The following is a 21,881-nucleotide window of genomic DNA, read 5'->3' on the forward strand; positions in this document are numbered from 1 at the left end:
TGGGAGTCCCCGACCAAGCGATTCCCACCGCTGTGGGAGCCCCCGACCAAGCGGCGCCCACCGCAGCCACGGCCTGACACCCCTGGTCAGGAGCGTCCGCGCTCCTCCAGGTAGGTCGTGTGCGTCTGCTGGCGGCGGGCCTCCGTCTCACGGAGGTCCGCCGCCACGCGTTCCGCCTCCTCGTGCAGCAGCGCCAGCTGCCGCTCCAGGTGCCCCTCCGGCGACTCCCCGCCCGGCGTGATCCGCGTCCACCAGCGGGTGCGGTTGTACGTGTCCACGCACTCCGGCACGTCCACCCCGATCGCCCGCGACAGCGCGTGCACCGACTCCGCCTCACCGGCCAGCGCCTCGGCCACCCACCCCGGCTCCAGCAGGGCCCCGTACACCTCGAGCAGCTCCGCGAGGCGCCCCTCGGCCGAGGCCGGCAGCTCCACCTCCGCCAGGTACTCCTTCAGCCGCCCGAACCGCTCGCGCACCTCGTCCAGCCGGTCCGTCGGGTTCCCCGGCGGCGGCGGCTCGGGCGGCTCCGGCGGGGCGAGCAGCGCGCCGACGCCGTACAGCCCGGCCACGACCGCCGGCCACCACGTGCCGGCGGCCCCCGTCAGGGTCAGACCCACCCCGGCCACGCCGCAGGCGCAGCCGGCCAGGTTCTTCTTCGACTCCAGGTAGCGCAGGGCCGCGCCCTTCGACACCCGCCCCGGGTCTCTGCTCGCCGCTCTACTGGTAGCCACGGATCTCCTCGAAGGCCCCCTGGAGCGAGCCGTTGCCGCCGGTCGCGTCGAAGAGCCGTCCGCCGGTCACCTCCGTGATCCGGCTGAGCTCCTTGCGGTCGGAGTCGCCGAAGACGACCGCGAAGACCGGCGTGTGCTTCTGCGCCTCCGGCAGGCCCGCGTAGAACGTCTCGAAGTCCTTCGCCCGGTCCCCGCTCTCCCCGTCCGTCATCAGCACGATCGAGGTGAACGCGTCCGCGTTGCCCTTGCCCAGGTGCTCGTACGCCGCCTTCAGGCTCGCGTACACGGCCGTGCCCCCGTCGGGCGACAGCGACTTCACGTCCCCGCGGATCGAGTCCAGCGCCGGCTGCGGATTGCCCGGCTCGACTACGTGCGTCAGCACCTTCTTCACCTTGTCGCCGAACGGCAGCAACGTCACCTCCTCGCGGTCCCGGAACCGCTGCCCGGGCCCCGAACTCCCCGTGCCCGTCAGCTCGGTGAGCGCGTCGCGCAGGCGGCCGATCCGGTTCTCCTCAGCCATCGAGCCCGAGGTGTCCAGCACGTACACCGTCCGCGAGGGCCTGCGCAGCTCGTTCTCGTAGCTCGCCAGCAGCCCGTCCGCGACCGGCCGGGTCCCCGGGAACGGCAGCTCGCGCCGCTTCTCCGCGTTCAGCCCGGCCGCCGGCGCCACCCCGGCCGCCACCGGCCGGCGGAACGTCCGCTCCGTGATCGCCTTCTGCGCCTCACCGCCCCGCAGCCAGTCCGTCAGGGCCCGCCCCGACTCGCGCGCCCCGGCCGGCGCCGAGGTCAGCAGCGTCAGGGGGTAGTGCGCGGTGACCACGCCGTCGCGCGGCCGGATCACCGTCAGGTTCGTCTTCGCGTCGCGGTTCATCGACAGCAGCACGGACTCGTAGTTGATCAGCGCGTCCACGTCGCCGCGCTTGGTGTACGCCGTCGCCAGCCAGCCCGAGGAGCCCGACGTCAGCCGCTGCCCGGCGAAGAACTGCTTCAGCTTCGGCTGGGCCGCCTGCACGTCCGCGTCCGTCAGCGCCGCCTGTGCGCCCGAGAGCCCCGACGCCACCGACACCAGCGCCGAGAAGCCCGAGTTGGACCGCACCGGGTCGGTCATCCCGTACGTGAGCTTCCCTGCCGCCACCGCCTCGTGCACGGCCGACCAGGTCACCTCCTCGGGCTTCCAGCCGAGCCGGGCCAGCGCATCGGGCCGCACGCCCAGCGCGACCGGCGAGGACATCACCGGCGTCTCACTGCTGAGCTTCCCGGCGGCCTCGGGCCGCAGCCGCAGGTAGTCGTTGGAGGACAGCCAGATCGCGTCGTACTTGCCGTCGGCCCTGCCGGAGGCAACCTGCTCGGCCGCGTCCAACGTCCCCGACCAGGTCAACTCGACGCTCACCCCGGTCGCGGCCTTCGCCGACTTGAGCACGGGCTCCATATCGGAGAGCTCACTGGAGGCCAACACCCGCAGCTTGCCGTCCTGATACTTCGACTCGGTGGGCTTGGCGGCCCCGTCGGACGTACAACCCGCCACCCCGACGAGAGCCGCGAGGGCCAGGCACATCAAGCCTCGCCGGCGCTTGAGGCGAACGGGGTCCGGGGCGGAGCCCCACCCGCGGCGGAGCCGCTGATCGATACTGCGGGAAGGGGCGGGGCGGGGAGAGGCTCCGCGCAGCGGCCCCCGGAACGGCGAACGGCTCACTGCCCCGCACCCCCGTCCAGCCCAGCCCCGGCGCTGCGAGCGCGCGCCAGATACCCCGACGCCGCCTCCAACTCCCCGCTCAGCGACTCCACGGTCGCCGCCATGCTCTCGGCGGCCTGCACCTTGAACGAGTCGATCGCATCCAGCGTCCGGTAGATCTCCGCGAACGCCGCCCGCAACGTCTCCGCCCCCACCGCCGGATCGGCGGCGATCCGCTGCACCTGCCCGCTCTGCGAGGCCAGCATCTGCGCGTTGCCCCGGATCAGCTCCTCGGTGGTCGACCGCAGCGCCCCCACCTGCTCGACCACCCGCCGCTGGTTGTCCAGCGCCGAGGCCAGCATCACCGCGATCCGCAGCGCCGACACCGTCGTCGTCGCCGCCCGGTCCACGCCCCTGATCAGCTCGTCGTTGGTGCGCCGGACCACGTCCATCGCCAGATAGCCCTGCGCGCACACCGCCAGCTGGGTCAGCAGGTCCTGGTGCTTCTGCCGGACGGGGAAGAGCAGGTCGGCGCGGAGTGCGTCGGCCGCCTCCGGGTCCGTGTACGAGGTCTGCGCGATCCGCTGCTCCACGGCCGCGTCCAGGGCCTCGGTGAGCACCGCGTACTCCTGGAGCCGGGCCATGGTCTCCCACAGCCGGGTCCGCTCGGTGTGCAGGGCCGCGTTGTCGCGGCGCAGCTCGTCCTGGCCGCTGCGCAGGGCGCCCACGATCCGGTTGAGGGTGGTCTGCGAGGAGGCGTACTTCGCCACGTGGTCGCGGAACCGGTTGCCGCCCGGCAGCTTCGCCAGCAGCTTGCGGGCCCCCTTGGCGGCCGTGTCCCGCGGGTCGAGGTCCTCGACGGTGCGCCGCAGCTCGACCAGCGAGCCCGCGACCCGGGCCTGGGCGTCGCCGCCCCCTGCGCCCCCGCCGGAGCCGGCGGAGCCGGACGGGCCGAGGGCGCGCACGGCCCGCTCCAGCATCCGGTTGGACTGCCGGTCGGCGGTGCGCATGTCGGCGGCGCCGAGCGCGGTGATCTCGCCGATGCGACCGGCGAACTCGGGGGAGCGGGCGTCGATGCCGGCCAGGGCGTCGACGTACTCCCCGGCCCGGCGGGCCATCTCGTCGCGGACGCCGTCCTCCAGCGGGACCAGGCCTGCGGCCTGCTCCCGCTTCACGGCGGGCACGGGCTCGGGTGCGTTGAGGACGAGCGGGCCGTCCTCGGGAGGTGACAGTGTCATCGGTGGTGGTCCCCCTAGCCCTTGGCGCGCTCGGCCAGCGCCGTGAGGATCTTGACGGTGGGTGCGCTGACCTGGCGGATGCCGGTCAGCTCCGGGTTGAGGTAGGCGCCGTGCGCGGCCGTCGCGGCGGTGAACTCGGGCACGCCGTCCTGCGGCCGGAACCCGTGCTTGACCGCGAGGGCGCGCAGCTTGGGGTCGGTGGCCAGCAGGGTGCCAAGCTCCCTGGCGCTGTCCTTGATCGGGACGAAGGTGTGCGGGGAGTTGACGGTGGTGTCCGGGTAGAGGACGACCATGTCGCCGGGGGCCTGCTTCTGCTGGACCAGGGCCGCCACCTGGGACTCGTACGCGAGGATGAGCGGTTCGCCGCTGCCGCTGATGAAGGCCCGGAACGGGTCGTCGGTGCTCGGCTCCAGGGCGCCCTGGACGGAGATCAGCTTCCGCATCAGGGGCGCGGTCCGCTCGATCGCCGCCTCGTCGGCGACGACCTTGTTGTCGTTGGCGACGTTGGAGGTGGCGGCGAGGAACAGCGCGCCGGAGTTGGAGGTGGCCGGGTCGGTGGTCTTGATGAACACGGTCCCGGTGAGCTCCGCGTACGGGGCGGAGCCGGGCAGCTGCTGCCAGGTGCGGTCCTCGCCGGCGGCCTTGAGGTAGGGGCCCATGAGCAGGGTCCCGGAGTTCTTGCCGGTCATCTTCACCAGGCCGCTGTCGGCGAGGACCTTGGCGGCGTTTGCGCGGGCGATGACGACGAGGGGGGAGAAGAAGGGCTTGGCGGTCTGCGCGCCCTTCACCCCGGCCGCGGCCTCGATCTCCGCGGCCGGCTCGCTGCTGCCCGGGAAGGCGAAGTCGTACTTGTTCAGGGCGAGTCGGTCCATCGCCCAGGAGCCTGAGGTCTCGGTCTGTACGGTGTAGCCCTTGTCCTTCAGGGCCTTGACGACGTCGGGATCGCGGAAGTACTCGGACTTCTCCGACCCGATCACGCCATGCACGGTCTTCGTTGCCGTGCCCCCGGTCCCGCCATCACCTCGAAACGCGACGATGTAGATCACACCGCCGAGGAGGAGGACGGCCAGGGCGATTGCCAGGATGCGTCTCACGGGGGCAGCCTGCTCACGGAAACCCACATTCCGCGCCGAGTTGGGTGAACGCCGGGTGACCAAGCGGTCCCACTTCGAAATGCCGTATGAATCGGCGGGTGCTGGCAGCGGGGGCAGCGGGCCGCCAACATCGTGGCATGGCCGTGAGCGTGAGCGGGAGCCGGAGCGTGGGCGCGTTGAGGTGGCAGGGCTGGCTGGTCGGGCTGGTGGCCCTGGCCGCCGGGCTCGTGTTCGCCCCGTTGGGTCTGTACGTGTGGGCCAGCGGAGGTCCGGGAGGGGCGGGGGCGGCCGGAGCCGGTCCTCCGCGGGCCGCGGTGGAGGACGTACGGGTCAGCGGGTGCCGGGTCGATCCGGTGAGTCGGCGCGTGGTCGCCGCGGTGGAGGCGGCGGGCCGGCCCGGGGGCGTCGGCGCGTACGTCGTCACGGTGGAGTTCCGCGAGAAGGCCGAGGCGGTCCCGGGCGAGCGGGCGGCCCAGGCGCTGGTGAAGGTCCCGGGCGTGGCCCCGGGAGCCACGGAGCGCGGCGAGGCCGTCGGCCCGGTCTGGCCGGCGGCGACGGTGCCGTGGTGCGGGGTGGCGGGGGCGGAGTTCGAGCGGGCGCCGTGATGCGGGCGCCGTGACGTGGGCGCCGTGATGCGGGCGCCGTGACGTGGGCGCCGTGATGCGGGCGCCGTGACGTGGGCGCCGTGACGCGGGCGAGGAGATGTGCGGGGCGTGATGCGGGCGCGGGCCGGCCGCCCGGCATGGCGCCCGGTCCGGAGCCTCCGCGGCCCCGGACCGGGGCCGGTCAGAGGCTGCTGCCGGCCGGCCTCGGGGAGGCCAGGGCGGCGGCGTGCGCGTCCATGCGCTCGGCGGCGAGGATAGCGACGGTGGTGTCGGCGCGGGACGCGGCCACGACCAGCGCCCGCCCTGCGAGGTCGTGCGCCCGCTGGTGCAGCTTGGCGGGATCCGCGGCCGAGGCGTGCGGCGCACGGGCGGGCTCGCTGCCGCGCAGGCGCGCCACCTCGGCGGCGATGCGGGCGGCGGCCCCGTCGAGGCCCAGCTCGTCGGTGACCGTGAGCAGGGCAGACAGGTGTCCCGCGAGCTGCATGTCCAGCGCCTCGGCGCGGCTGCTGTGCGGGTACCCGCCGGAGTGGTCGGCGTGATGGTCGGAGTGGCGGCCGCCCACACGGTGGACGGCCGGCTTGGTCCGGATCGGCTCGTACATAGGTGGCCTCCTGCGTGTCAGGAGACCATCCTACATTGGATTCGTTCTAAAGTTGTGCTTGATCTTGACTTGAGTCAGGTTGGAGCCCCGCTCGCGGCGAGGGGCGGTGACGGCCCTACGGCTGGCCTACCTGGCCGTACCCGTCCAGGAACTTCCCGATCCGGGTCACCGCGTCCGCCAGGTCCTTCGCGTTCGGCAGCGTGACGATGCGGAAGTGGTCCGGTTCGTGCCAGTTGAAGCCCGTACCGTGCACCACCATGATCTTCTCGGCGCGCAGGAGGTCCAGGACCATCTGCCGGTCGTCCTTGATCTTGTAGACGGCCGGGTCGAGCTTCGGGAACAGGTACAGCGCACCCTTCGGCTTCACGCAGGTGACGCCCGGGATCTGCGTCAGCAGGTCGTACGCGGTGTCGCGCTGCTCCAGCAGCCGCCCGCCGGGCAGCACCAGGTCCTGGATCGACTGCCGGCCGCCGAGGGCCGTCGCGACGGCGTACTGCGAGGGCATGTTCGCGCACAGGCGCATGTTGGCCAGGATCGTCAGGCCCTCGATGTACGAGGCCGCGTGCTTCTTCGGGCCGCAGACCGCCATCCAGCCGGACCGGTAGCCGGCGACGCGGTAGTTCTTGGACAGCCCGCTGAAGGTGAGGGTCAGCAGGTCCGGCGCGATCACGGCGGTGTTCGTGTGCGTGGCGCCGTCGTAGAGGATCCGGTCGTAGATCTCGTCGGAGCAGACGACCAGGTTGTGGCGGCGCGCGATGTCCGTCAGACCGCGCAGCATCTCGTCGTCGTAGACGGCGCCGGTCGGGTTGTTCGGGTTGATGATCACGATTGCGCGGGTGCGGTCGGTGACCTTGCGCTCGATGTCGGCGAGGTCGGGCATCCAGTCGGACTGCTCGTCGCACCGGTAGTGCACGGCGGTGCCGCCGGCGAGGTTCACGGAGGCGGTCCACAGCGGGTAGTCCGGCGCCGGGACGAGCACCTCGTCGCCGTCGTCGAGCAGCGCCTGCATCGACATCTGGATCAGCTCGGAAACACCGTTGCCGAGGTAGATGTCCTCGACGTCCAGGTCGACGCCCTTGGTCTGGTAGTGCTGCATGACCGCGCGGCGCGCGGAGAGCAGCCCCTTCGCGTCCCCGTAGCCGTGGGCGTTGCCCAGGTTGCGGAGCATGTCCTCGAGGATCTCCGGCGGGCACTCGAAGCCGAAGGCCGCGGGGTTGCCGGTGTTCAGCTTGAGGATGCGATGACCTGCTGCTTCGAGTCGCATGGCCTCTTCGAGCACGGGGCCGCGGATCTCGTAGCAGACATTGGCGAGTTTCGTTGACTGGATCACCTGCATGACGGGAGCTTACGGGCCTGGCGGCGGGGCCGCTGCGGTTTCTCCGCCGAAGCAGCGCGAGGGAAATGTCCCGTTTAGCGGGATGGGAGGCCGGCGGCCCGCCGAACCCTTGGAAACGGGGGCTGAGCCCGGCCCCGACCTGCGGAATCGGTGGGGTGCGCAGGATCAGCGGCAGGGCGGTGTTGCGCTCGTCACCTTGGCCGCGGCCGGGCCTCGTCGGCCGCGCGGCAGGGTCTGCGAGAGTGGCCCGATGCTCTTCGATCCCGAGAACGCCCTGTTCGTACGGGGTGCAGACCGCCCTGCGCTCCTGCTGGCCGACACCTCCGTCCACGAAGCCCTGCCGGTCCTCGCCGCGCCCGACGGGCGGGTGCCCGTGTGCGAAGGCTGGATGATCGCCCCGATGCTCACGCTGTGCCTCGTGGACGGCCCCGGTGACGCGGGGCTCGTCATCCCGGCCCTCGGCGCCCCGGTGGTCGACGGCTCCGGCGCGCCCTGCGGCCCGGACGCCACGGCCGACTGGTGCGCGGACGTCGAGCAGGCCGGCGGGGCGCTCGTGCTCTCCCTGGAGTCCCTGCCCGCGGAGCCGGACTGGCCCCACCTGCTCGGCTCGGGAGCGGCGCGGGGCGGCTTCGTACGGGTGCGGGCGTAGGCGGGGTCCCGCCGGGCCGGGATGTGTCAGTGGCCCTGCGTACCGTGGGCAGATGACACCGCTGCAGATCATCAAAGGGGACGCGACGAGCCCGCAGGCCAAGGGGCCGAAGATCATCGCCCACGTCTGCAACGACATCGGCGGCTGGGGCAAGGGCTTCGTCCTGGCCCTCTCGAAACGCTGGCCCGAGCCCGAGGCCGACTACCGGGCCTGGCACCGGGGGCGCGCCGGCAACGACTTCGGGCTGGGCTCGGTCCGGCTGGTCCGGGTCCGGCCCGACACCTGGGTCGCCAACATGGTCGGCCAGCACGGCATACGCACCGGCAGCGCCGGTGTCCCGATCCGCTACGACGCGGTGGAACGCTGCCTGGCCGCCCTCGCCGACCACGCCGTCGAGCTGGACGCCTCGGTCCACATGCCGCGCATCGGCTGCGGCCTGGCGGGCGGCAAGTGGTCCCGCATCGAACCGCTGGTCAGGGGGGCGCTGTGCGAGCGGGGGGTGGCGGTGACGGTCTACGACCACGGGTGAGGGGCGCGCGGTGACACGGAGGTTGCTCCGTTCAGGCGACGACGGATCGATTCGCCGGGGGCGGACCAGTGACCCGGGAGGCGGTGCGCCGGAAAGGTGGCTCCCGCACGTTGTCGCTCCTTGTGGTTGTTGCTCCTTGTGAAGGGATCCCCTTTCCATGCGTCTTCGCAATGCCGCCGTCGCCGCCTTCGGCGCCCTGACCCTTGTCCTGACCATCCCCGCCTCCGCGTCCGCGGCCACGGGCGACTTCGTCTACGTCTACAGCGGCCTGAACGGCAGCCCGCAGGTGGGCGTCCTGGAGAACCCGGCCAGCGGGGAGTGCATCACCCTGCCCGAGGTGGCGGACCCGGGCGCCAGCTCCCCGGCCCACTCGCCGCGCAACCTGACCGACTCGACGGCGGTGGTCTTCACCGAGCCCGACTGCACGGGCGACCACTACTCCCTCCGCCCGGGCGGCCGCGCAAGCGAACGCCTCCTCCTCCGCTCGGTCGTCTTCAGCTGACCCATGTCGGGGGGCGGGGGCTCCCGTGGGGGGGAGAGAGGGCTGGGCTGGGCTGCGTCGGCGGGGCGGGGCTTCGGGGCGGGTGCGGATGGATCGGCCGGCCGGGAGCTGAGGGGCGGGGTCACGGTCGATCGGGGTCGGGGGGCGTCCGGGGGCGTCCCGGCCGCCCATTGTCCTTTCGGTTCGCGCCGGCTCGTCAAGGGCGCTCCTGCGTCGCGTCGCTGCGCGATCGCCTTCGGCGACCCTTGACAAGCCGACACGAACCGAAATGCCAAAGAGCTGCCGGGAAGCCCCCGAAGGATGGCCAGGGGGTCATGTCCGGCCTCGTCCCTCGTCAGAGAGGGCAGGGCCGGGTCGCGATGTGCGGAATCCTTCCGCCTGGGACCACCACCCCTGCCCGGCACCGGGCATCGGGGCAGCCGAGCCGCCAAGACGCGCAAGAGGGCTTTCTCCGGAGCCGAGGGGCTCCGACCTGCACCAGACGTCGACGAAATGGCTGCCAGGAGCGGGGAGCGCCCCACATCGCTACGCGCTCCTCTCGTCTCGGCGTCCGGCGGCCGTCTTGGGCTGGTAGCGCAGCAGAACGCTACGTGGTCCCTCACGTCTCGGCGGCCGACGACCGTCCCTGGCTGGTGGGCGCGTTGGATCGCTACGTTTTGCCTCTTGCTCGGCGACTGGCGGCCGTCTTCGGGTCGTATGAAGCATCCCAACGTCCAAGGGACGGTTGATTGCTGCGGTGAGTGCGCCTGGGCCGCCGGTGGGCGCTCTTTGGGCGCGGACCGGAGCCGGATGCCGAACGGGCTGATGTGGGCAGCGGTCTGTCGCGTAATGGCCGCCGGACGCCGAGATGTGAGAGACCGTGTAGCGATCTGTCGCGTCGCCGCGAGACGGCGCCGAGTGGGGTGGTGGCGACCGGGTCCCACGGCGTCCAGGCCGTCCACCCCGACCAGCTGGACCTGGTGCTCGCGCACCAGGCGCCGGGCGTGCTCCACCAGCTGCCCGTCCCCAGTACGGCCGGGGCCAGGACGAACAGCGGGGCCACCTGGAGGATCGAGCGGGCACGCGCCAGCCGGCGGAGGTCCTCCTCCACGAGCTCGCCCGTCCGGACGTGGTCTCTGGCCACCCGCCCGGCCGTGACCAGTGCGCGAACCGTGATCTGCTCCGCGCTCTGCTCGGCGGACGGGAGCAGGACGGGCACCACCATGCCTTCCTCGTCCCGGCCGCCGAGCGTGCCCCCGGCGTTCCACTGGCAGATGTTCTGCAGAAGGGTGCTGCGGCCCAGGACGCACCCCGCTCAGGTTGTACCTCAGCGGGGTGCGCCCTCCCCCGCACAGTGGAGACGGTCCGCCGTAGCGGACGATGCCTGGCTGCCATGTCCACGGCCAGCATGTATGTCATGACGACAGCGACCGCTCCACTCCATGGCTCTGACTCCGCACCCGTCTGGGCCCGCCGCGCCGCCCACGCCATCGCCCTCTGCGCCGTCCCGTCCGGTCTGTGGCGCATCGCCATGGCATCCGGTGTCTACGTCGGCTACAGCGACCAGGTCCTGCGCGACGTCTTCGACATCCCGGGGTGGGGTATCGCGTACGTCGTCGGCCTCTCCGTCATCGCCGAGCTGGCCGCCCTGTTCCCGCTGCTACTTGTCAGCGACCGGTGGCGGCCACTGCGCCCCCGAACTCTCGCCGCGCTGGCCTGGACCGCCTCGGCCGTCTTGGTCATGATGGCACTGTGGCAACTCGTGGTCGCCTTCACCGTCGAGAGCCAGACGTACATGTCAAGTGGTACGGCACAGACCGTCTGGGGCTTCGTCTTCGCGCCGCTGTGCGCCATCCCGGCATTGATGACGGCCGTGACCTGGTCGTACACGAAGCGGCACCGGGCACGGGGCCAAGCATGACCACCGACCACGTGCACCCGGAGAAGTTGGGAAGAGCCCCAACAAACATCCCTACTGGATGTGGTCATTGCCAACGGGACCGCGGATTTGCCAGTCCACTGCCGACGAACTGCCTTCATTGCTAACGAAGTAGAACAGGCCGATCAGGTGTTCGCCATGTCGACGAACCGGCTGTGCCCGACCCGGCCCTGCCCTCTCTGACGAGGGCCATTGCCGGATTGTTCCCCCTGGCCATCCTTCGGGGGCTTTCCCGGCAGCTCTTTGGCATTCCGGGGCAGGCCGGCCCGCACCGGAAGGACAGTGGGCGGCCGGGAAAGCCCCCGGACACTCCTCCGACCCCGCCCTTCGGCTCCCGTCCAGCTTCCAGGCCGGCTCCGGGCGTGACCTCCGCCGTCGTCGTCCCGCGGCGCCCCGGCCCCGGCTGGCCGGAGTCCCGCCCGCCCCGCCTCGCTACCGCCCCGCCCCCTCCGGGCCCGCCCCGCGGTCCAGGATGACCAGCGGGATCGTGCGCGGTGTCTGCGACTGGTAGTCGTCGAAGGGGGGCCACAGCGCGGTCAGGGCCGGCCAGTAGGCCTCGCGTTCGTGGCGGGTCGCCGTGCGGGCCTCGGCGCAGCAGATCGTGCGGCCGATCTGGATGCGGACCTCGGGGTGTGCCGTCAGGTTGCGGTACCAGGCCGGGTGCTCCGGGGCGCCCCAGGCCGCCGCCGCGACGACCAGTCTGCGCTCGTCCTCGGTGTAGATCAGCGGGGTGCGGGCGGTGCGGCCCGTCGCGCGGTCCAAGGTGGTCAGGAGGAGCGTGGGCACCCCGTGCCAGAGGTGGCCGTCTTCGCCGCCGGTCCGCACGTAATCGCGTACGTGGTCCCGCGCGAGGGGCGGCGCCGGGTCGGCGGGGTGGTCCCAGTCGATGGTGATCGTCTGCATGCTGCCTCCGAGTAACGACCCCCCGGAGGCTTAACGATCCTTCACCCGGTCCGGATGCGGCCGCCGCGACACGGCCCGGTACGGCTTCCGGTGCGGTGGATCGTCGCCTTGATCGCGTGCGGGCGGCCGACCGTTGCGAGTACGGCCGGCCGCCCGGTGGACACTGCCGGTGACCTCGGCCTCTCCCTCAAGGGAGGAAGCGCTCGATGACCCTCGCGCCTTCCTTCTCGATCAGCTGCCGGGCCTTCTCGACCCGCTCCGGAGTCGGGTCGGCGCCCGTCGCCATGACGAGGTCCTCGGGGTCGTAAGCCCGCTCTCCGCCCGTCCACAGCTTGGACGACGGAGTGACGGTCTCACGCTGCTGGTCCGATTCACTTCCCATCGGTTACCTCCTGCGTCGGTTCCCCCCAGTGCCCCCATACTCCGGCGCCGGCCCCATGAACGCATCCCAGGGCGTCATGTCGCCCGCTACGCCGCCAGCGCCGCCACCACCGTCAGTACGGCAATGGCTCCGCAGACGGTCAGGTTGACCGCCCTGTGCTCCCAGAACACCGCGACGAACTCGCGGATCGTGGCGCTCGGCCAGAAGTAGCGGGCGGTCGCCGAGCCCAGCACCTGCCCGTTCACCCCGGCCCTGCGGGCCGTCATCGCCGCGCGGAAGGCGTGGAAGTTGTTGGTGACGACGACGCACCGGTAGTCCGGGTCGGCCGCCTCCATGATCGCGTGGCTGAACTCCAGGTTCTCCCGCGTCGTACGGGAGCGGTCCTCCAGCACGATCTGCTCCCGCGGAACCCCCGACGCGATCAGCCAGTCGGCCATGGCCCGCGCCTCCGACAGCTGCTCGTCCGACCCCCGTCCCCCCGAGGCCAGCAGCAGCGGCACCCGGCCGCCGCGCGCCGCCTGGACGTCCTGGATCTGCCGGCCCTTCGCCAGCCGGGACGCCAGCAGCGGCGGCACCCGGTCGCCGCCGATCAGGCCCGAGCCCAGCACCACCACGTAGTCCACGTCCCCGCGGACCCGGATCCGCCCGTACAGGAACGCGTACGCGAGGAAGCAGACGAAGATGAAGGAGACGTAGCCGACGACCAGGACCAGCCCCGCGGCCAGCGTGTCCATGGCCCGCGAGCCCTGCCCGGCCAGGGTGAGGACCAGGGCGGTGAGCGCGAAGATCCCGATGCCGGCGGCGAAGGACAGCAGGTTGGTCGGGCTGCGCCCCTCCCTCCGGATCATGGTCAGGCCGTTGCCGACCAGGAAGCAGCCCAGCGCGAGCGTGCCCAGCCCGGGTATGAGGAGGACCAGCGCCCAGGCGGCGACCGCGAGCGGTCCGGGGAGCGCCGGTATCAGGAACAGCACCCCGAGCGAGGCGCATATCAGGGTCAGCCCCAGCAGGACCGCGTTGCGGAAGCGCCGGCGGTCGGCCCGCACGCTCACCAGGAACAGGACCAGGAGCACGGCGGCGGGCACGAAAGCGATCACGCCCTCATCGTAGGCAGCCGGCCCGTCGTGGCGGGGGCGTCTTGCCCAGGCCGCGGGCGCGGGACCGGATGGGACAGGATGCCTGTCCATGATCAGTCAACTCGTGACGCTCGCGGGCGTCCTCATCGGAGCGGTGACCTCCTTCCTCGCCACGTCGGCGGCCGAACGCGCCCGCCACCGGCGGGCGATGGCCACGCGCTGGGACGAGCGCAAGCTCGACACCTACCTCCAGTACGCCACGTGCGTGAAGGAGATATCGGCCAACGCGAAGCGGGCGCGGCAGGCCGCCGCGGCCGGCAGTGAGGAGCGGCAGGGGTACCTCGCCGCGATGGAGGAGGCCGAGCTGCGGCGCTCGGCGATGTTCGAGACGCTGATCCTGCTGGCGTCGCCGGAGGCGGTCGAGGCCGCCGACGCCGTCAACCGGGAGCTGTGGCGGGAGGAGGTTGCCACCCGCGACCCCGAAGCGGACTTCCCGGGCGGGACGTTGAGGCTGATCGAGCTGATGAACGTGTACCACGAGCGGGCGCGGGTCGATCTGGGCATCGCGGCCGGGGGCATCATCCTGCCCGCGGAATAGCGCCCCGCGCTACCTGCTCCCCCCGCCCCCGCTCACCGCCCGCTCCGCTCACCGCCCCCCGTGCCGCGTCCTGCGGATGGCGCGCCCCGCCAGGGCGTTCGTGCGGCGGCCGTCGTGCATCACGAAGCGGCCGTCGACCAGGACGTGCGGGATGCCGGCCGGCAGGGCGCGCGGGTTGTCGTACGTGGCCCCGGCCGCCACCGTCTCCGGGTCGAACAGGACGAGGTCGGCGCGGTGGCCCGCCCGCACCAGGCCCCGGTCCGGGAGCCGCAGCCGGGCCGCCGGGCGGCCCGCCAGGTGGGCCACGCACTCCTCCAGCGAGAGCACGCCGAGCTCGCGCACGTACCGGCCGAGGTAGTGCGGGAAGGTGCCGTACGCCCGCGGGTGCGGCTTCGCGCCCTGCAGGATCCCGTCGGAGCCGCCGGTGTGGGTGCGGTGGCGCATGATGGCCCGGACGTTCTCCTCGTGCCCGACGTGCTGCAGGACGGTCGTCCCGAGCCGGTCCGCCAGCAGCAGCCGCCGGGCGCCCTCCCAGTCCCGCAGCCGGGTGCCCGCGTACGCGGCGAGCGCCGGGTCCGCGGTGCCCGAGACCTCCACGGCCGTCCAGTCGACGGGGACGCCGTGGCAGCCGTCGGACCCGGTCACCTCCAGCGCGTGCCGGATCCGCTCCGCCTCGGCGTCGTCGCGCAGCCGCGCCAGGACCACGTCCGGGCCGCCCTCGCCGGCCCGGCTCGGCAGCAGCGCCGCGAGGGTGGTGCAGCCGGGGGTGTACGGGTAGGTGTCGAGGGTGATGTCGGCGCCGCCGGCCAGTGCCTCGTCGAGCAGGGCGAGCAGTTCGGGGGCCCGGCCCTCGTTCTTGGGGAAGTTCAAGGTGGCGTGCGCGAGGTGCAGCGCGCAGCCCGCCTCCCGCGCCACGGCGAGCATTTCGGCGTACGCGGCGAGCGCCCCGCGCCCGTACGAGCGGTGGTGGGGGCAGTGGTAGCCGCCGTACGCGGCCACCACGCGGCACAGCTCCGTCAGCTCGGCGCGGGAGGCGTACGCGCCGGGGGTGTAGGTGAGCCCCGAGGACATCCCGACCGCGCCCTGCGTGAGCCCCTCGGCGACGAGCGCGCGCATCCGGTCGAGCTCGGCCGGCGTCGCGGGCCGGTCGTCCCAGCCGACCGCGTACGCGCGTACGGTGCCGTGCGGGACGAGGTAGGCGGCGTTGACGGCGATGCCGGCGGTGTCGAGCCGGTCGAGGTAGCCGCCGACGCTGCGCCAGGTGAAGTCGGCGTCCTCGCCGGGGCCGTTCCAGCCGGTGATGGCCGCCCGCACCCCGGCGAGGGTGCGGTCGTCGACCGGCGCGTACGACAGCCCGTCCTGGCCGAGGACCTCCAGGGTGATCCCCTGGGCCGCCTTCGCACTGTGGTCCGGGTCGCGCAGCAGGGCCAGGTCGCTGTGGGCGTGCATGTCGACGAACCCGGGGCCAGCGCCAGGCCGTGCGCGTCGAGGGTGCGCCGCCCGCCGCTGCGGATCCGGCCGATCTGCGCGATCCGGCCCTCGTGGACGCCCACGTCGGCGGTGTACGAGGGCCCGCCCGTGCCGTCGACGACGCGGGCCCCGCGGATCACCAGGTCCATCGGAGGAATCAGAAGAAGGTGCGCACGAACTCGGTGACGGTGCCGTCGGCCTCCACGACCGGGATCAGCGGCCACTTCTCGAAGATGGTGCAGGGGTGGGACATGCCGAGCGCGACCCAGTCGCCGACGTCGACCGCGCCGGCGGAGTCGGTCTCCAGCCACGCGTGCTGGTCGGACAGCTTGACCACGCGGATCCCGGCGGCGGGCCGCTCCTCGCCGGTCAGGGCGTCGCGCACCAGCTCGGCCTCGGGCAGGCCGAGGTCGTAGGCGATGTCGCGCTTGCCGGCGTTGACGAAGGCCTGCGTGGGGGAGGGCCGGGAGACCACCTGGGTCCACAGCCGGAACGCCGGCCGCAGCCCGCCTTCCTGCGGGATCCGGTTGAAGGGGGTGAGGCGGGTGTACCAGCCGTGGTCGTGGGAGACGTACGCACCCGAGCGCAGCAGCCGCAGCGTGGGCCGCGACAGTTCCGGCAGCTCGGCGAAGACGTCGGCGACGGCGTCGAACCAGGCGGAGCCGCCCGCGCTGACGATGATCTCCGCGAGGTCGGGGCCGAAGCGGCCGGCCTTGTCGAACTCGACGGCCAGGGCGGTCATCCGGCGTAGGTAGGCGTGGACGGACTCCGGGTTCGCGTCCGGCACCTCGGCCTCGTACCCGGCGATGCCGACCAGGCGCAGGGCGGTGGCGTCGGCGACGGCGTCGGCGACCGCCCGGCAGTCGTCGTCGCTGCGGGCGCCGGTGCGGGCGCCCTCGCCGGCGCCGAGCTCGATCACGACGTCGAGGACCGCGGAGTGGTCGCGCAGGGCCCGGTCCATGAGGTGGACGCCGCGTACGGAGTCCACGTAGCAGACGAACCGGAAGTCGGGGTCCGCGACGAGCTCCTCGGCGACCCACGCCAGGGCGGCGGGGTCGACGAGCTCGTTGGCGAGGAAGATCCGCTGGATGCCGAAGGCGCGGTAGACGCGGGCCTGGTGGGGGACGGCGGCGGTGATGCCCCAGGCTCCGTGCTCCAGCTGGCGTTCGAACAGCTGCGGCGCCATGCAGGTCTTGCCGTGCGGGGCGAAGGCCAGGTGGTGGCGGGCGGCGTACTCGCCGAGGGCGGTGAGGTTGTGCTCCAGCGCCTCGGCGTCGAGGGTCAGGACGGGGGTGGTGAAGCCGCCGGTGTACAGGCTGCGGCGCTGGGCCGCGAGGGCGCCCACGGTGAGGGCGGCGCGCTCGGCGTCCGGGGGCAGGCCCTTGAATCGGTGGTCTACCGGCTCGTCGGCGAGCCTGCGGACGGCGTCGCTGCCCATGCGGATCCTCCTCGGGTTGCGCTGCGGTGCATGCGTTGCAGTGTCCGCAACGTCCGTTGCGGGTGGTGCTTCTGCTGTCTAACATCCGCGGTGACGACGGGTCAACGTGCCGCGGTTGCAGGGAAGACAGACGGAAGGGCAGGGTGTGAGCCAGTCGGTGGAGCGGGCGCTGCGGATCCTGCCCGTGCTGGCCGCGGGGCCGGCCGGCCTCGGCGAGGTCGCCGAGGAGCTGGCGGTCCACAAGAGCACCGCCCTGCGGCTGCTGCGCACCCTGCACGAGCACGGCTACGCCTACCGCCAGGGCGACGGCCGCTACCGGCTCGGCGCCCGCCTGTTCGCCCTGGCCGCGGAGGCCGTGGAGAACCTCGACGTCCGCGAGGTCGCGCACCCGCACCTCGTGGAGCTGAACCGGGCCACCGGCCACACCGTGCACCTGGCCCTCCACCAGGACGACGAGGTCGTGTACGTCGACAAGGTCGACAGCCGCTACCCGGTCCGGATGTACTCCCGCATCGGCCGGCCCGTCCCGCTGACGGTCGCCGCCGTCGCCAAGGTCCTGCTCGCCGATCTGCCCGAGGCCGAGCGCCGCGCCCTCGCCGAGCGGATCGACTACCCGCGCCACACCGCCCGCTCCACCCCGGACGCGGCCGCCTTCCTGCGCGAGCTGGCCCTCGTGCGGGAGCAGGGCTGGGCCACTGACCTCGGCGGTCACGAGGAGTCCCTCAACTGCCTGGCCGCGCCGGTGTACGGGCCGCACGGGCGGGTCGCCGCCGCGATGTCGCTCTCCGCGCCGACCGTGGTGGCCGACGCGGACGGCCTGCTGGACCTGCTGCCGCTCCTGGTGCGCACGGCCGACGCCATCGGCCGCGACTACGCGGGCGGCGGTCCTGCCCCGACGACCCCTACGGCTCCTACGGCCCCGACGCCGATGCCGTAGGGGCCGGCGCAACGGAGCGGGGCGCCCCCCTGGTGGCGGGGGCGCCCCGGAACCGCGGGCGTCAGGCGGTCGCTAGGCGCAGTACTGGGCCGCCTTGCCGATGGAGCGGTACATGCAGTCCGCGTTCTCCAGGAGTTGGAGCACGGCGTCGCGGTTGCGCGCGGTTTCGCGGTCGATGACCTCGTCGGGCGGGTAGAAGCCGCCTCCGCCGCCGGTGTCGGACGGGTACATCTCGAAGGTGTAGGCGAAGATCTTCTGGTCGCCCCACAGCCAGTCGTCGATGGTGCCGTCGGTGATGTACAGGTCGCTGGACTGTTCCGGCGTGTAGCCGTTGCTGTTGGCCATGCTCGTGCCGATGGTCTTGTACACGGCGAGGTCGTCGGCGGTCATGCCGGGCGCCGTGTCGTTGTAGGTCCACCCGAACGGCCACAGCACCAGTTCGCTGTAGGTGTGGAAGTCGATGGCGGCGGTGATCTGCTGCTTGCCGCCGACGACGCGGCTGCGGACGAAGTCCGAGACGACCTTCACCTCGGGCGCGGACTCGGGGGCCGAGCCGCGGTAGGTCTCGGAGCTCTTGCTGCCGCTGGAGCCGCCGCAGCAGCCCCACTTGTAGTTCCAGTTGCGGTTCTCGTCGGTGCCGTACGAGGAGGAGCCGGAGTTCGGCTGCCGGTTCTTGCGCCAGGAGCGGTAGGAACCGGTGGCGATGTCGTACTCGCCGCCGTCCGGGTTGAGGTCGGGGACGACCCAGATCTCGCGGCTGTTGACGAGGTTGGTGATGCGGGAGTCGGTGCCGTACTTGGAGCCGAACTCCTTGAGCAGGTAGAGCGCCATCTCGACGGTCAGGTGCTCGCGGGCGTGCTGGTGGTGGGTGAAGAGGACCTCGGGCTCGTTCTCGTCCGTCGCGACGTTGTCGCTGATCTTGATGGCGATGATGTCGCGGCCCTGGTACGACTTGCCGATCACCTTCTTGCTCATGATCGAGGGGTACTGGGCGATGCGCTGGTCGATCTCGGCGCTCGCCTCCGCGTAGTTGTGGTACTTGGAGTCCGCGGACGGGAAGTCCATCGGGTTCGCGACGACCCCCCGTTCGGAGCGGTCCGGCGGGCCGGGCAGGGCGGTCAGCTTGTAGCCGAGCGCGCGCAGTTTCCTGGCCTGCTGTGCGTCGGCGCTGACGACGACCGAGCGGGCGTCGACCTCGTCGATGGAGACACCCGTACGGAGCAGGGCGGTTCGCTCGGCCGGCGTGGCCGGGCCCTTGATCTCGTACTGGGCGATCGTGTCGTCGAGGGTGGCCGTCGAGGGGCTGGGCGGCGGGGCCGCCGTCGCGCTCAGGCCGTAGGCGGGTGCGCCGAGAGCGAGAGCGAGCAGGGCCGCCGTGACGGCGGCCCTGCGTCGTGTGTGGAGCCGCATGCGTTCTCCTGGGTGGGAGTGTGGGGGTAGCCGTGCGGACGCGCACAGCGTGCTCTTATGGCATGTCCCGGTCAAGGGCCTGAATTCGGCCAGATTCCGCGAAGGCCACCCCCACACGTACCGCCTACGGCAGGCTGTGAACCTTCGGACCCACCGCGTTGGACCAAGCGTTCCCCGCCTTGGCGTCCCAGTTGGTCGACCAGGTCATCGCCCCGCGCAACCCGGGCCAGGTCCGCGCCGGCTTGAAGGACCCGCAGTTCACGCCCCTGGCCAGGCAGTCGAGGGCGTTGTTCACGACGGCCGGCGCGACGTAGCCGCTGCCCGCGCCGCTCGGCGAGGCCGGCACGCCGATGCCCACCTGCGAGGGATCGAGGCCGCCCTCCAGTTGGATGCAGGCCAGCGCGGTGAGGAAGTCCACCGAGCCCTGGGAGTAGACCTTGCCGTCGCAGCCGTTCATCGAGCCGCTGTTGTAGTACTGCATGTTGACGACGGTGAGGATGTCCTTGACGTTCAGGGCCGTCTTGAAGTAGCCGCTCTGCGTGGACTGCATGTCGATCGTCTGCGGGGCCATGGTGAGCACGAGGGAGGGGCCCGCCTTCGCCGACAGTGCGCGCAGCGCCTGGGTCATGTACGTCGGGTTGAGGCCGTTCTCCAGGTCGATGTCGATGCCGGCGAAGCCGTACTCCTGCATCAGCGCGTACGCCGAATTCGCCAGGTTCGCCGCGGAGGCGGAGTCGTTCACCGTGATGGTGCCCTTCTCGCCGCCGATCGAGAGGACGACGGACTTGCCGGCCGCCTTCTTCGCGGCGATGTCCGCCTTGAACCGGTCGACGGTGTAGCCGCCGAGGCCGGCCGAGTCGAGGGTGAAGGAGATCGCCCCGGGCGTGGCGGTGGCGTCGGCGAAGGAGACCGCGATGATGTCGTACTGGGACGGCACGTCGGAGATCCTCTGGACCGTCGCGCCGTTGTCGAAGTTCTGCCAGTAGCCCGTCAGGGCGTGCTTGGGGACGGCCGGGTTCGGATTCGGGTCCGGGTTGCCGGTGCCGGTCGTGGTGCCGGTCACCGGGGCGGACTTCGGGCCCTCGCCCGCCGCGTTGTACGCGCTCACCTGGAAGGCGTACGAGGTGGAGGCGGCCAGCCCGGTGATCCGGGCGGGCGGGGCGGACACGGTCTGGACGCGGACGCCGTCCTGATAGACGTAATAGCCCGCGGCCCCGCTGACCGCGCTCCACGAAAGGGTGAGGGCGTCCGCGCTCTGGCCGGAAACGGCGGTCCCGGCCGGGGCGCCCGGGAGCGAGGGGCCGGGGTCGGTGGGGCCGCCGCCGTCCGGGCCGAAGGCGCTGAACTCGTCCACCGTGTAGGCCGGCTGGCCGTACCAGCCGTGGGTCCAGACGGTGACCTGGGTGGTGCTCGGGCCGGTGGTGAAGGTGGTCGCCAGCTTCTGCCAGCCGCCGCCCGAGCCGGGGGTCCAGGTGGACACGTCCTGGGTGCCGGTGCCGGTCGCGCCGAGGTACACGTAACTGCCCTGGACCTGCGCGCTGAGGGTGTACGTCGAGTTCGGCTTGACCGTGACGGTCTGGCTGCACTGCGCGTTGTCCTGGCCCGCCGGCGTGGCGCGCAGGGCCGCGGCCCCGGCGTAGACGGGTGAGGGGACGGCGGCGCCGCTGCCGGAGCTGCAGTTCCAGTGCGTGAGGCCGGACTCGAAGCCGCCGTTGCGGACGACGTTGACGTCGGCGGCCTGTGCGGTGCCGGTGGCCAGGGCGGTCAGGCCGCCGGCGGTGAGCGTCGCCGCGCCGAGCAGGGCGAGGGAGCGTATGCGGTTCACGTGGGCTCCGTGGGGGGAGGAGGTGGGGAGGGGGGTGGGGAAGCGGTGGGGAGGTGAAGGGTGCTCAGGAGGGACCGGGGCCGTGGGGGGTGGCGTGTGGGGACCCCGCAGACAAGTTGGTCCAGACCAATTCTGGTGTCAATACTCTTTGCAATCTGGCTTGAACTGATCGACCGTCCGATCCTGGATGTCCGGGTTTTCCGCCACCTGTGACATGTGCTCCTGGCACAGGAATTCCCAAGGCCCTGACTCCTCGGCAAGGTCGCGGATATGGTTCCGGTGCAAGGGGGAAACGCGCGAGGCGTTTGCGGTCGCGCAGGGTGTGCGCGTACGCGGCGACCGCGTGAACGTGTGTGGCGTACGGGGTGAACAGGGGGATTCGCTGTGCCGATCGCCATTGCCGTCACCAGCGCCGATCTGGTGCTGCCGGCCCCTGACCGGCACACGCCGCCGGCCGCCGTCATCGGCCCGCCCGGGCAGCTCGACCTCGAAGGCGCCCTCGCCGAGACCAGCGCCCTGCTGGAGCGCCACGGCCACGTCCTGGCCGTCGTCCCGCCCTGGCTGCCGCCCGCCACCGTCCGCCGGATGCACACCGTGCGCGCCATCCTGGAAACCGACCGGATCGCGATCCTCGACGTCGACCTGCCGCCGCTGGCCACCGCCCTGTTGGTACGCCAGCTGCGCCAGCTCAGCGTCTGCGACTTCAGCCCCGGCGTCGTCGCCGCGTCCGCCCGCCTGCTGTCGCACTACATCCACGCCGGGGCCCTGCTCGGCTCGGTCGCCAAGCTCGACCGGGTCCCGGTCGGGCTGAAGGCGCACGCCCGCTCCTGGTCGCCGAGCGCCCAGTTCGCCGTCCTGGCGCACCCGATGCCCGCGGTGCTGCGGCTGACGGGCGGGAGCGGGGGCGCAGGTGCCGGCTCGGGTGCGGGGGCCGGCGCGGGCGGGCGGGCCGCACGCGGGGGCCGGGGCG

Annotated in this window: 20 protein-coding genes and 2 pseudogenes; 8 read left to right on the forward strand and 14 right to left on the reverse strand. The window is 72.4% G+C overall.

From position 1 onward, the window contains the following. Nucleotides 1–86: 86 nt before the first annotated feature. The 4 genes from AB0F11_RS11290 to AB0F11_RS11305 all read right to left on the reverse strand — a co-directional run bounded on the left by AB0F11_RS11290 (nt 87) and on the right by AB0F11_RS11305 (nt 4,735). Nucleotides 87–731 carry a hypothetical protein gene (locus AB0F11_RS11290; RefSeq protein WP_362170748.1) on the reverse strand — a complete coding sequence of 215 codons (645 nt, stop codon included), beginning with the start codon at nt 729–731 and terminating at the stop codon, nt 87–89. Beyond that, nucleotides 718–2,286, reverse strand: a complete 1,569-nt coding sequence (locus tag AB0F11_RS11295; RefSeq protein ID WP_362170750.1) for a VWA domain-containing protein — start codon at nt 2,284–2,286, stop codon at nt 718–720. The genes AB0F11_RS11290 and AB0F11_RS11295 overlap by 14 nt, the downstream gene beginning before the upstream one ends. 134 nt (nt 2,287–2,420) lie before the next feature. Then, nucleotides 2,421–3,641, reverse strand: a complete 1,221-nt coding sequence (locus tag AB0F11_RS11300; RefSeq protein WP_362170753.1) for a toxic anion resistance protein — start codon at nt 3,639–3,641, stop codon at nt 2,421–2,423. Nucleotides 3,642–3,655: 14 nt separating this feature from the next. Beyond that, nucleotides 3,656–4,735: a hypothetical protein gene (locus tag AB0F11_RS11305; RefSeq protein ID WP_362170756.1), complete on the reverse strand. Its 1,080-nt coding sequence runs from the start codon at nt 4,733–4,735 to the stop codon at nt 3,656–3,658. 137 nt (nt 4,736–4,872) lie between these two features. On the opposite strand from AB0F11_RS11305, the gene AB0F11_RS11310 reads away from it, so the two are divergent. Next, nucleotides 4,873–5,340, forward strand: a complete 468-nt coding sequence (locus AB0F11_RS11310) for a hypothetical protein (RefSeq protein WP_362170759.1) — start codon at nt 4,873–4,875, stop codon at nt 5,338–5,340. Between the two features lie 181 nt (nt 5,341–5,521). On the opposite strand, the gene AB0F11_RS11315 is transcribed toward AB0F11_RS11310, so the two are convergent. Together AB0F11_RS11315 and AB0F11_RS11320 are read right to left on the reverse strand one after the other, a co-directional pair. Beyond that, entirely contained in the window at nt 5,522–5,941 is a 420-nt protein-coding gene (locus AB0F11_RS11315) for a hypothetical protein (protein WP_362170762.1), read from the reverse strand. Between the two features lie 115 nt (nt 5,942–6,056). Then, complete coding sequence (locus tag AB0F11_RS11320) at nt 6,057–7,277, reverse strand: pyridoxal phosphate-dependent aminotransferase (protein WP_362170765.1); 1,221 nt, start codon at nt 7,275–7,277, stop codon at nt 6,057–6,059. A 250-nt stretch (nt 7,278–7,527) separates the two neighbouring features. Here AB0F11_RS11320 and AB0F11_RS11325 point away from each other — a divergent pair, with 250 nt between their 5' ends. The 3 genes from AB0F11_RS11325 to AB0F11_RS11335 all read left to right on the forward strand — a co-directional run bounded on the left by AB0F11_RS11325 (nt 7,528) and on the right by AB0F11_RS11335 (nt 8,957). Further along, nucleotides 7,528–7,926: a hypothetical protein gene (locus AB0F11_RS11325; RefSeq protein ID WP_362170768.1), complete on the forward strand. Its 399-nt coding sequence runs from the start codon at nt 7,528–7,530 to the stop codon at nt 7,924–7,926. A gap of 52 nt (nt 7,927–7,978) precedes the next feature. After that, a complete protein-coding gene (locus tag AB0F11_RS11330) occupies nt 7,979–8,455 on the forward strand; it encodes a macro domain-containing protein (protein WP_362170771.1) in 477 nt (158 codons plus the stop codon). A gap of 157 nt (nt 8,456–8,612) precedes the next feature. Then, nucleotides 8,613–8,957 (forward strand): hypothetical protein, encoded by a 345-nt coding sequence (locus AB0F11_RS11335; protein WP_362170774.1) that lies wholly within the window; start codon nt 8,613–8,615, stop codon nt 8,955–8,957. Between the two features lie 649 nt (nt 8,958–9,606). Here AB0F11_RS11335 and AB0F11_RS11340 read toward each other — a convergent pair. Further along, a complete protein-coding gene (locus AB0F11_RS11340; protein ID WP_362170830.1) occupies nt 9,607–10,239 on the reverse strand; it encodes a DnaB-like helicase C-terminal domain-containing protein in 633 nt (210 codons plus the stop codon). Between the two features lie 105 nt (nt 10,240–10,344). Here AB0F11_RS11340 and AB0F11_RS11345 point away from each other — a divergent pair, with 105 nt between their 5' ends. Beyond that, the gene (locus AB0F11_RS11345) at nt 10,345–10,857 is read left to right on the forward strand and encodes a hypothetical protein (RefSeq protein ID WP_362170833.1); all 513 of its coding nucleotides are present in this window, start codon (nt 10,345–10,347) and stop codon (nt 10,855–10,857) included. 450 nt (nt 10,858–11,307) lie between these two features. On the opposite strand, the gene AB0F11_RS11350 is transcribed toward AB0F11_RS11345, so the two are convergent. The 3 genes from AB0F11_RS11350 to AB0F11_RS11360 all read right to left on the reverse strand — a co-directional run bounded on the left by AB0F11_RS11350 (nt 11,308) and on the right by AB0F11_RS11360 (nt 13,254). Next, nucleotides 11,308–11,778, reverse strand: a complete 471-nt coding sequence (locus tag AB0F11_RS11350; RefSeq protein WP_362170777.1) for a nitroreductase family deazaflavin-dependent oxidoreductase — start codon at nt 11,776–11,778, stop codon at nt 11,308–11,310. A 187-nt stretch (nt 11,779–11,965) separates the two neighbouring features. Continuing rightward, the gene (locus AB0F11_RS11355; protein ID WP_362170780.1) at nt 11,966–12,160 is read right to left on the reverse strand and encodes a hypothetical protein; all 195 of its coding nucleotides are present in this window, start codon (nt 12,158–12,160) and stop codon (nt 11,966–11,968) included. Nucleotides 12,161–12,246: 86 nt separating this feature from the next. After that, nucleotides 12,247–13,254, reverse strand: coding sequence for a YdcF family protein (locus AB0F11_RS11360; RefSeq protein ID WP_362170782.1), 1,008 nt, complete (start codon nt 13,252–13,254; stop codon nt 12,247–12,249). A gap of 88 nt (nt 13,255–13,342) precedes the next feature. Between AB0F11_RS11360 and AB0F11_RS11365 the strand changes: the two genes are divergently transcribed. Then, nucleotides 13,343–13,831, forward strand: coding sequence for a hypothetical protein (locus AB0F11_RS11365; protein WP_362170785.1), 489 nt, complete (start codon nt 13,343–13,345; stop codon nt 13,829–13,831). 48 nt (nt 13,832–13,879) lie between these two features. Here the strand turns inward: AB0F11_RS11365 and AB0F11_RS11370 are convergent. After that, nucleotides 13,880–15,450: pseudogene (locus AB0F11_RS11370) on the reverse strand (D-aminoacylase). An 8-nt stretch (nt 15,451–15,458) separates the two neighbouring features. Next, nucleotides 15,459–16,739, reverse strand: a complete 1,281-nt coding sequence (locus tag AB0F11_RS11375; protein WP_362170787.1) for an alanine racemase — start codon at nt 16,737–16,739, stop codon at nt 15,459–15,461. A gap of 145 nt (nt 16,740–16,884) precedes the next feature. On the opposite strand from AB0F11_RS11375, the gene AB0F11_RS11380 reads away from it, so the two are divergent. Continuing rightward, entirely contained in the window at nt 16,885–17,676 is a 792-nt protein-coding gene (locus tag AB0F11_RS11380; protein WP_362170789.1) for an IclR family transcriptional regulator, read from the forward strand. Between the two features lie 72 nt (nt 17,677–17,748). Here the strand turns inward: AB0F11_RS11380 and AB0F11_RS11385 are convergent, their stop codons facing one another. Together AB0F11_RS11385 and AB0F11_RS11390 are read right to left on the reverse strand one after the other, a co-directional pair. Then, nucleotides 17,749–19,086, reverse strand: coding sequence for a M14 family metallopeptidase (locus tag AB0F11_RS11385; protein WP_362170792.1), 1,338 nt, complete (start codon nt 19,084–19,086; stop codon nt 17,749–17,751). Nucleotides 19,087–19,210: 124 nt separating this feature from the next. Beyond that, nucleotides 19,211–20,911: a glycoside hydrolase family 18 protein gene (locus AB0F11_RS11390; RefSeq protein WP_362170795.1), complete on the reverse strand. Its 1,701-nt coding sequence runs from the start codon at nt 20,909–20,911 to the stop codon at nt 19,211–19,213. A 384-nt stretch (nt 20,912–21,295) separates the two neighbouring features. Here AB0F11_RS11390 and AB0F11_RS11395 point away from each other — a divergent pair. Continuing rightward, nucleotides 21,296–21,881 (forward strand): annotated as a pseudogene (locus AB0F11_RS11395) (hypothetical protein); the annotation flags it as partial.

The organism is Streptomyces sp. NPDC032472, assembly GCF_040636955.1.
Classification (GTDB): Bacteria; Actinomycetota; Actinomycetes; order Streptomycetales; family Streptomycetaceae; genus Streptomyces.

Coding starts and splice junctions, on each gene's coding strand:
- AB0F11_RS11315 (WP_362170762.1), bottom strand. CDS start 5,941: ATGTACGAGCCGATCCGGACCAAGCCGGCCGTCCACCGTGTGGGCGGC.
- AB0F11_RS11350 (WP_362170777.1), bottom strand. CDS start 11,778: ATGCAGACGATCACCATCGACTGGGACCACCCCGCCGACCCGGCGCCG.
- AB0F11_RS11295 (WP_362170750.1), bottom strand. CDS start 2,286: ATGTGCCTGGCCCTCGCGGCTCTCGTCGGGGTGGCGGGTTGTACGTCC.
- AB0F11_RS11310 (WP_362170759.1), top strand. CDS start 4,873: ATGGCCGTGAGCGTGAGCGGGAGCCGGAGCGTGGGCGCGTTGAGGTGG.
- AB0F11_RS11300 (WP_362170753.1), bottom strand. CDS start 3,641: ATGACACTGTCACCTCCCGAGGACGGCCCGCTCGTCCTCAACGCACCC.
- AB0F11_RS11355 (WP_362170780.1), bottom strand. CDS start 12,160: ATGGGAAGTGAATCGGACCAGCAGCGTGAGACCGTCACTCCGTCGTCC.
- AB0F11_RS11335 (WP_362170774.1), top strand. CDS start 8,613: ATGCGTCTTCGCAATGCCGCCGTCGCCGCCTTCGGCGCCCTGACCCTT.
- AB0F11_RS11375 (WP_362170787.1), bottom strand. CDS start 16,739: ATGGGCAGCGACGCCGTCCGCAGGCTCGCCGACGAGCCGGTAGACCAC.
- AB0F11_RS11320 (WP_362170765.1), bottom strand. CDS start 7,277: ATGCAGGTGATCCAGTCAACGAAACTCGCCAATGTCTGCTACGAGATC.
- AB0F11_RS11345 (WP_362170833.1), top strand. CDS start 10,345: ATGTATGTCATGACGACAGCGACCGCTCCACTCCATGGCTCTGACTCC.
- AB0F11_RS11365 (WP_362170785.1), top strand. CDS start 13,343: ATGATCAGTCAACTCGTGACGCTCGCGGGCGTCCTCATCGGAGCGGTG.
- AB0F11_RS11330 (WP_362170771.1), top strand. CDS start 7,979: ATGACACCGCTGCAGATCATCAAAGGGGACGCGACGAGCCCGCAGGCC.
- AB0F11_RS11385 (WP_362170792.1), bottom strand. CDS start 19,086: ATGCGGCTCCACACACGACGCAGGGCCGCCGTCACGGCGGCCCTGCTC.
- AB0F11_RS11325 (WP_362170768.1), top strand. CDS start 7,528: ATGCTCTTCGATCCCGAGAACGCCCTGTTCGTACGGGGTGCAGACCGC.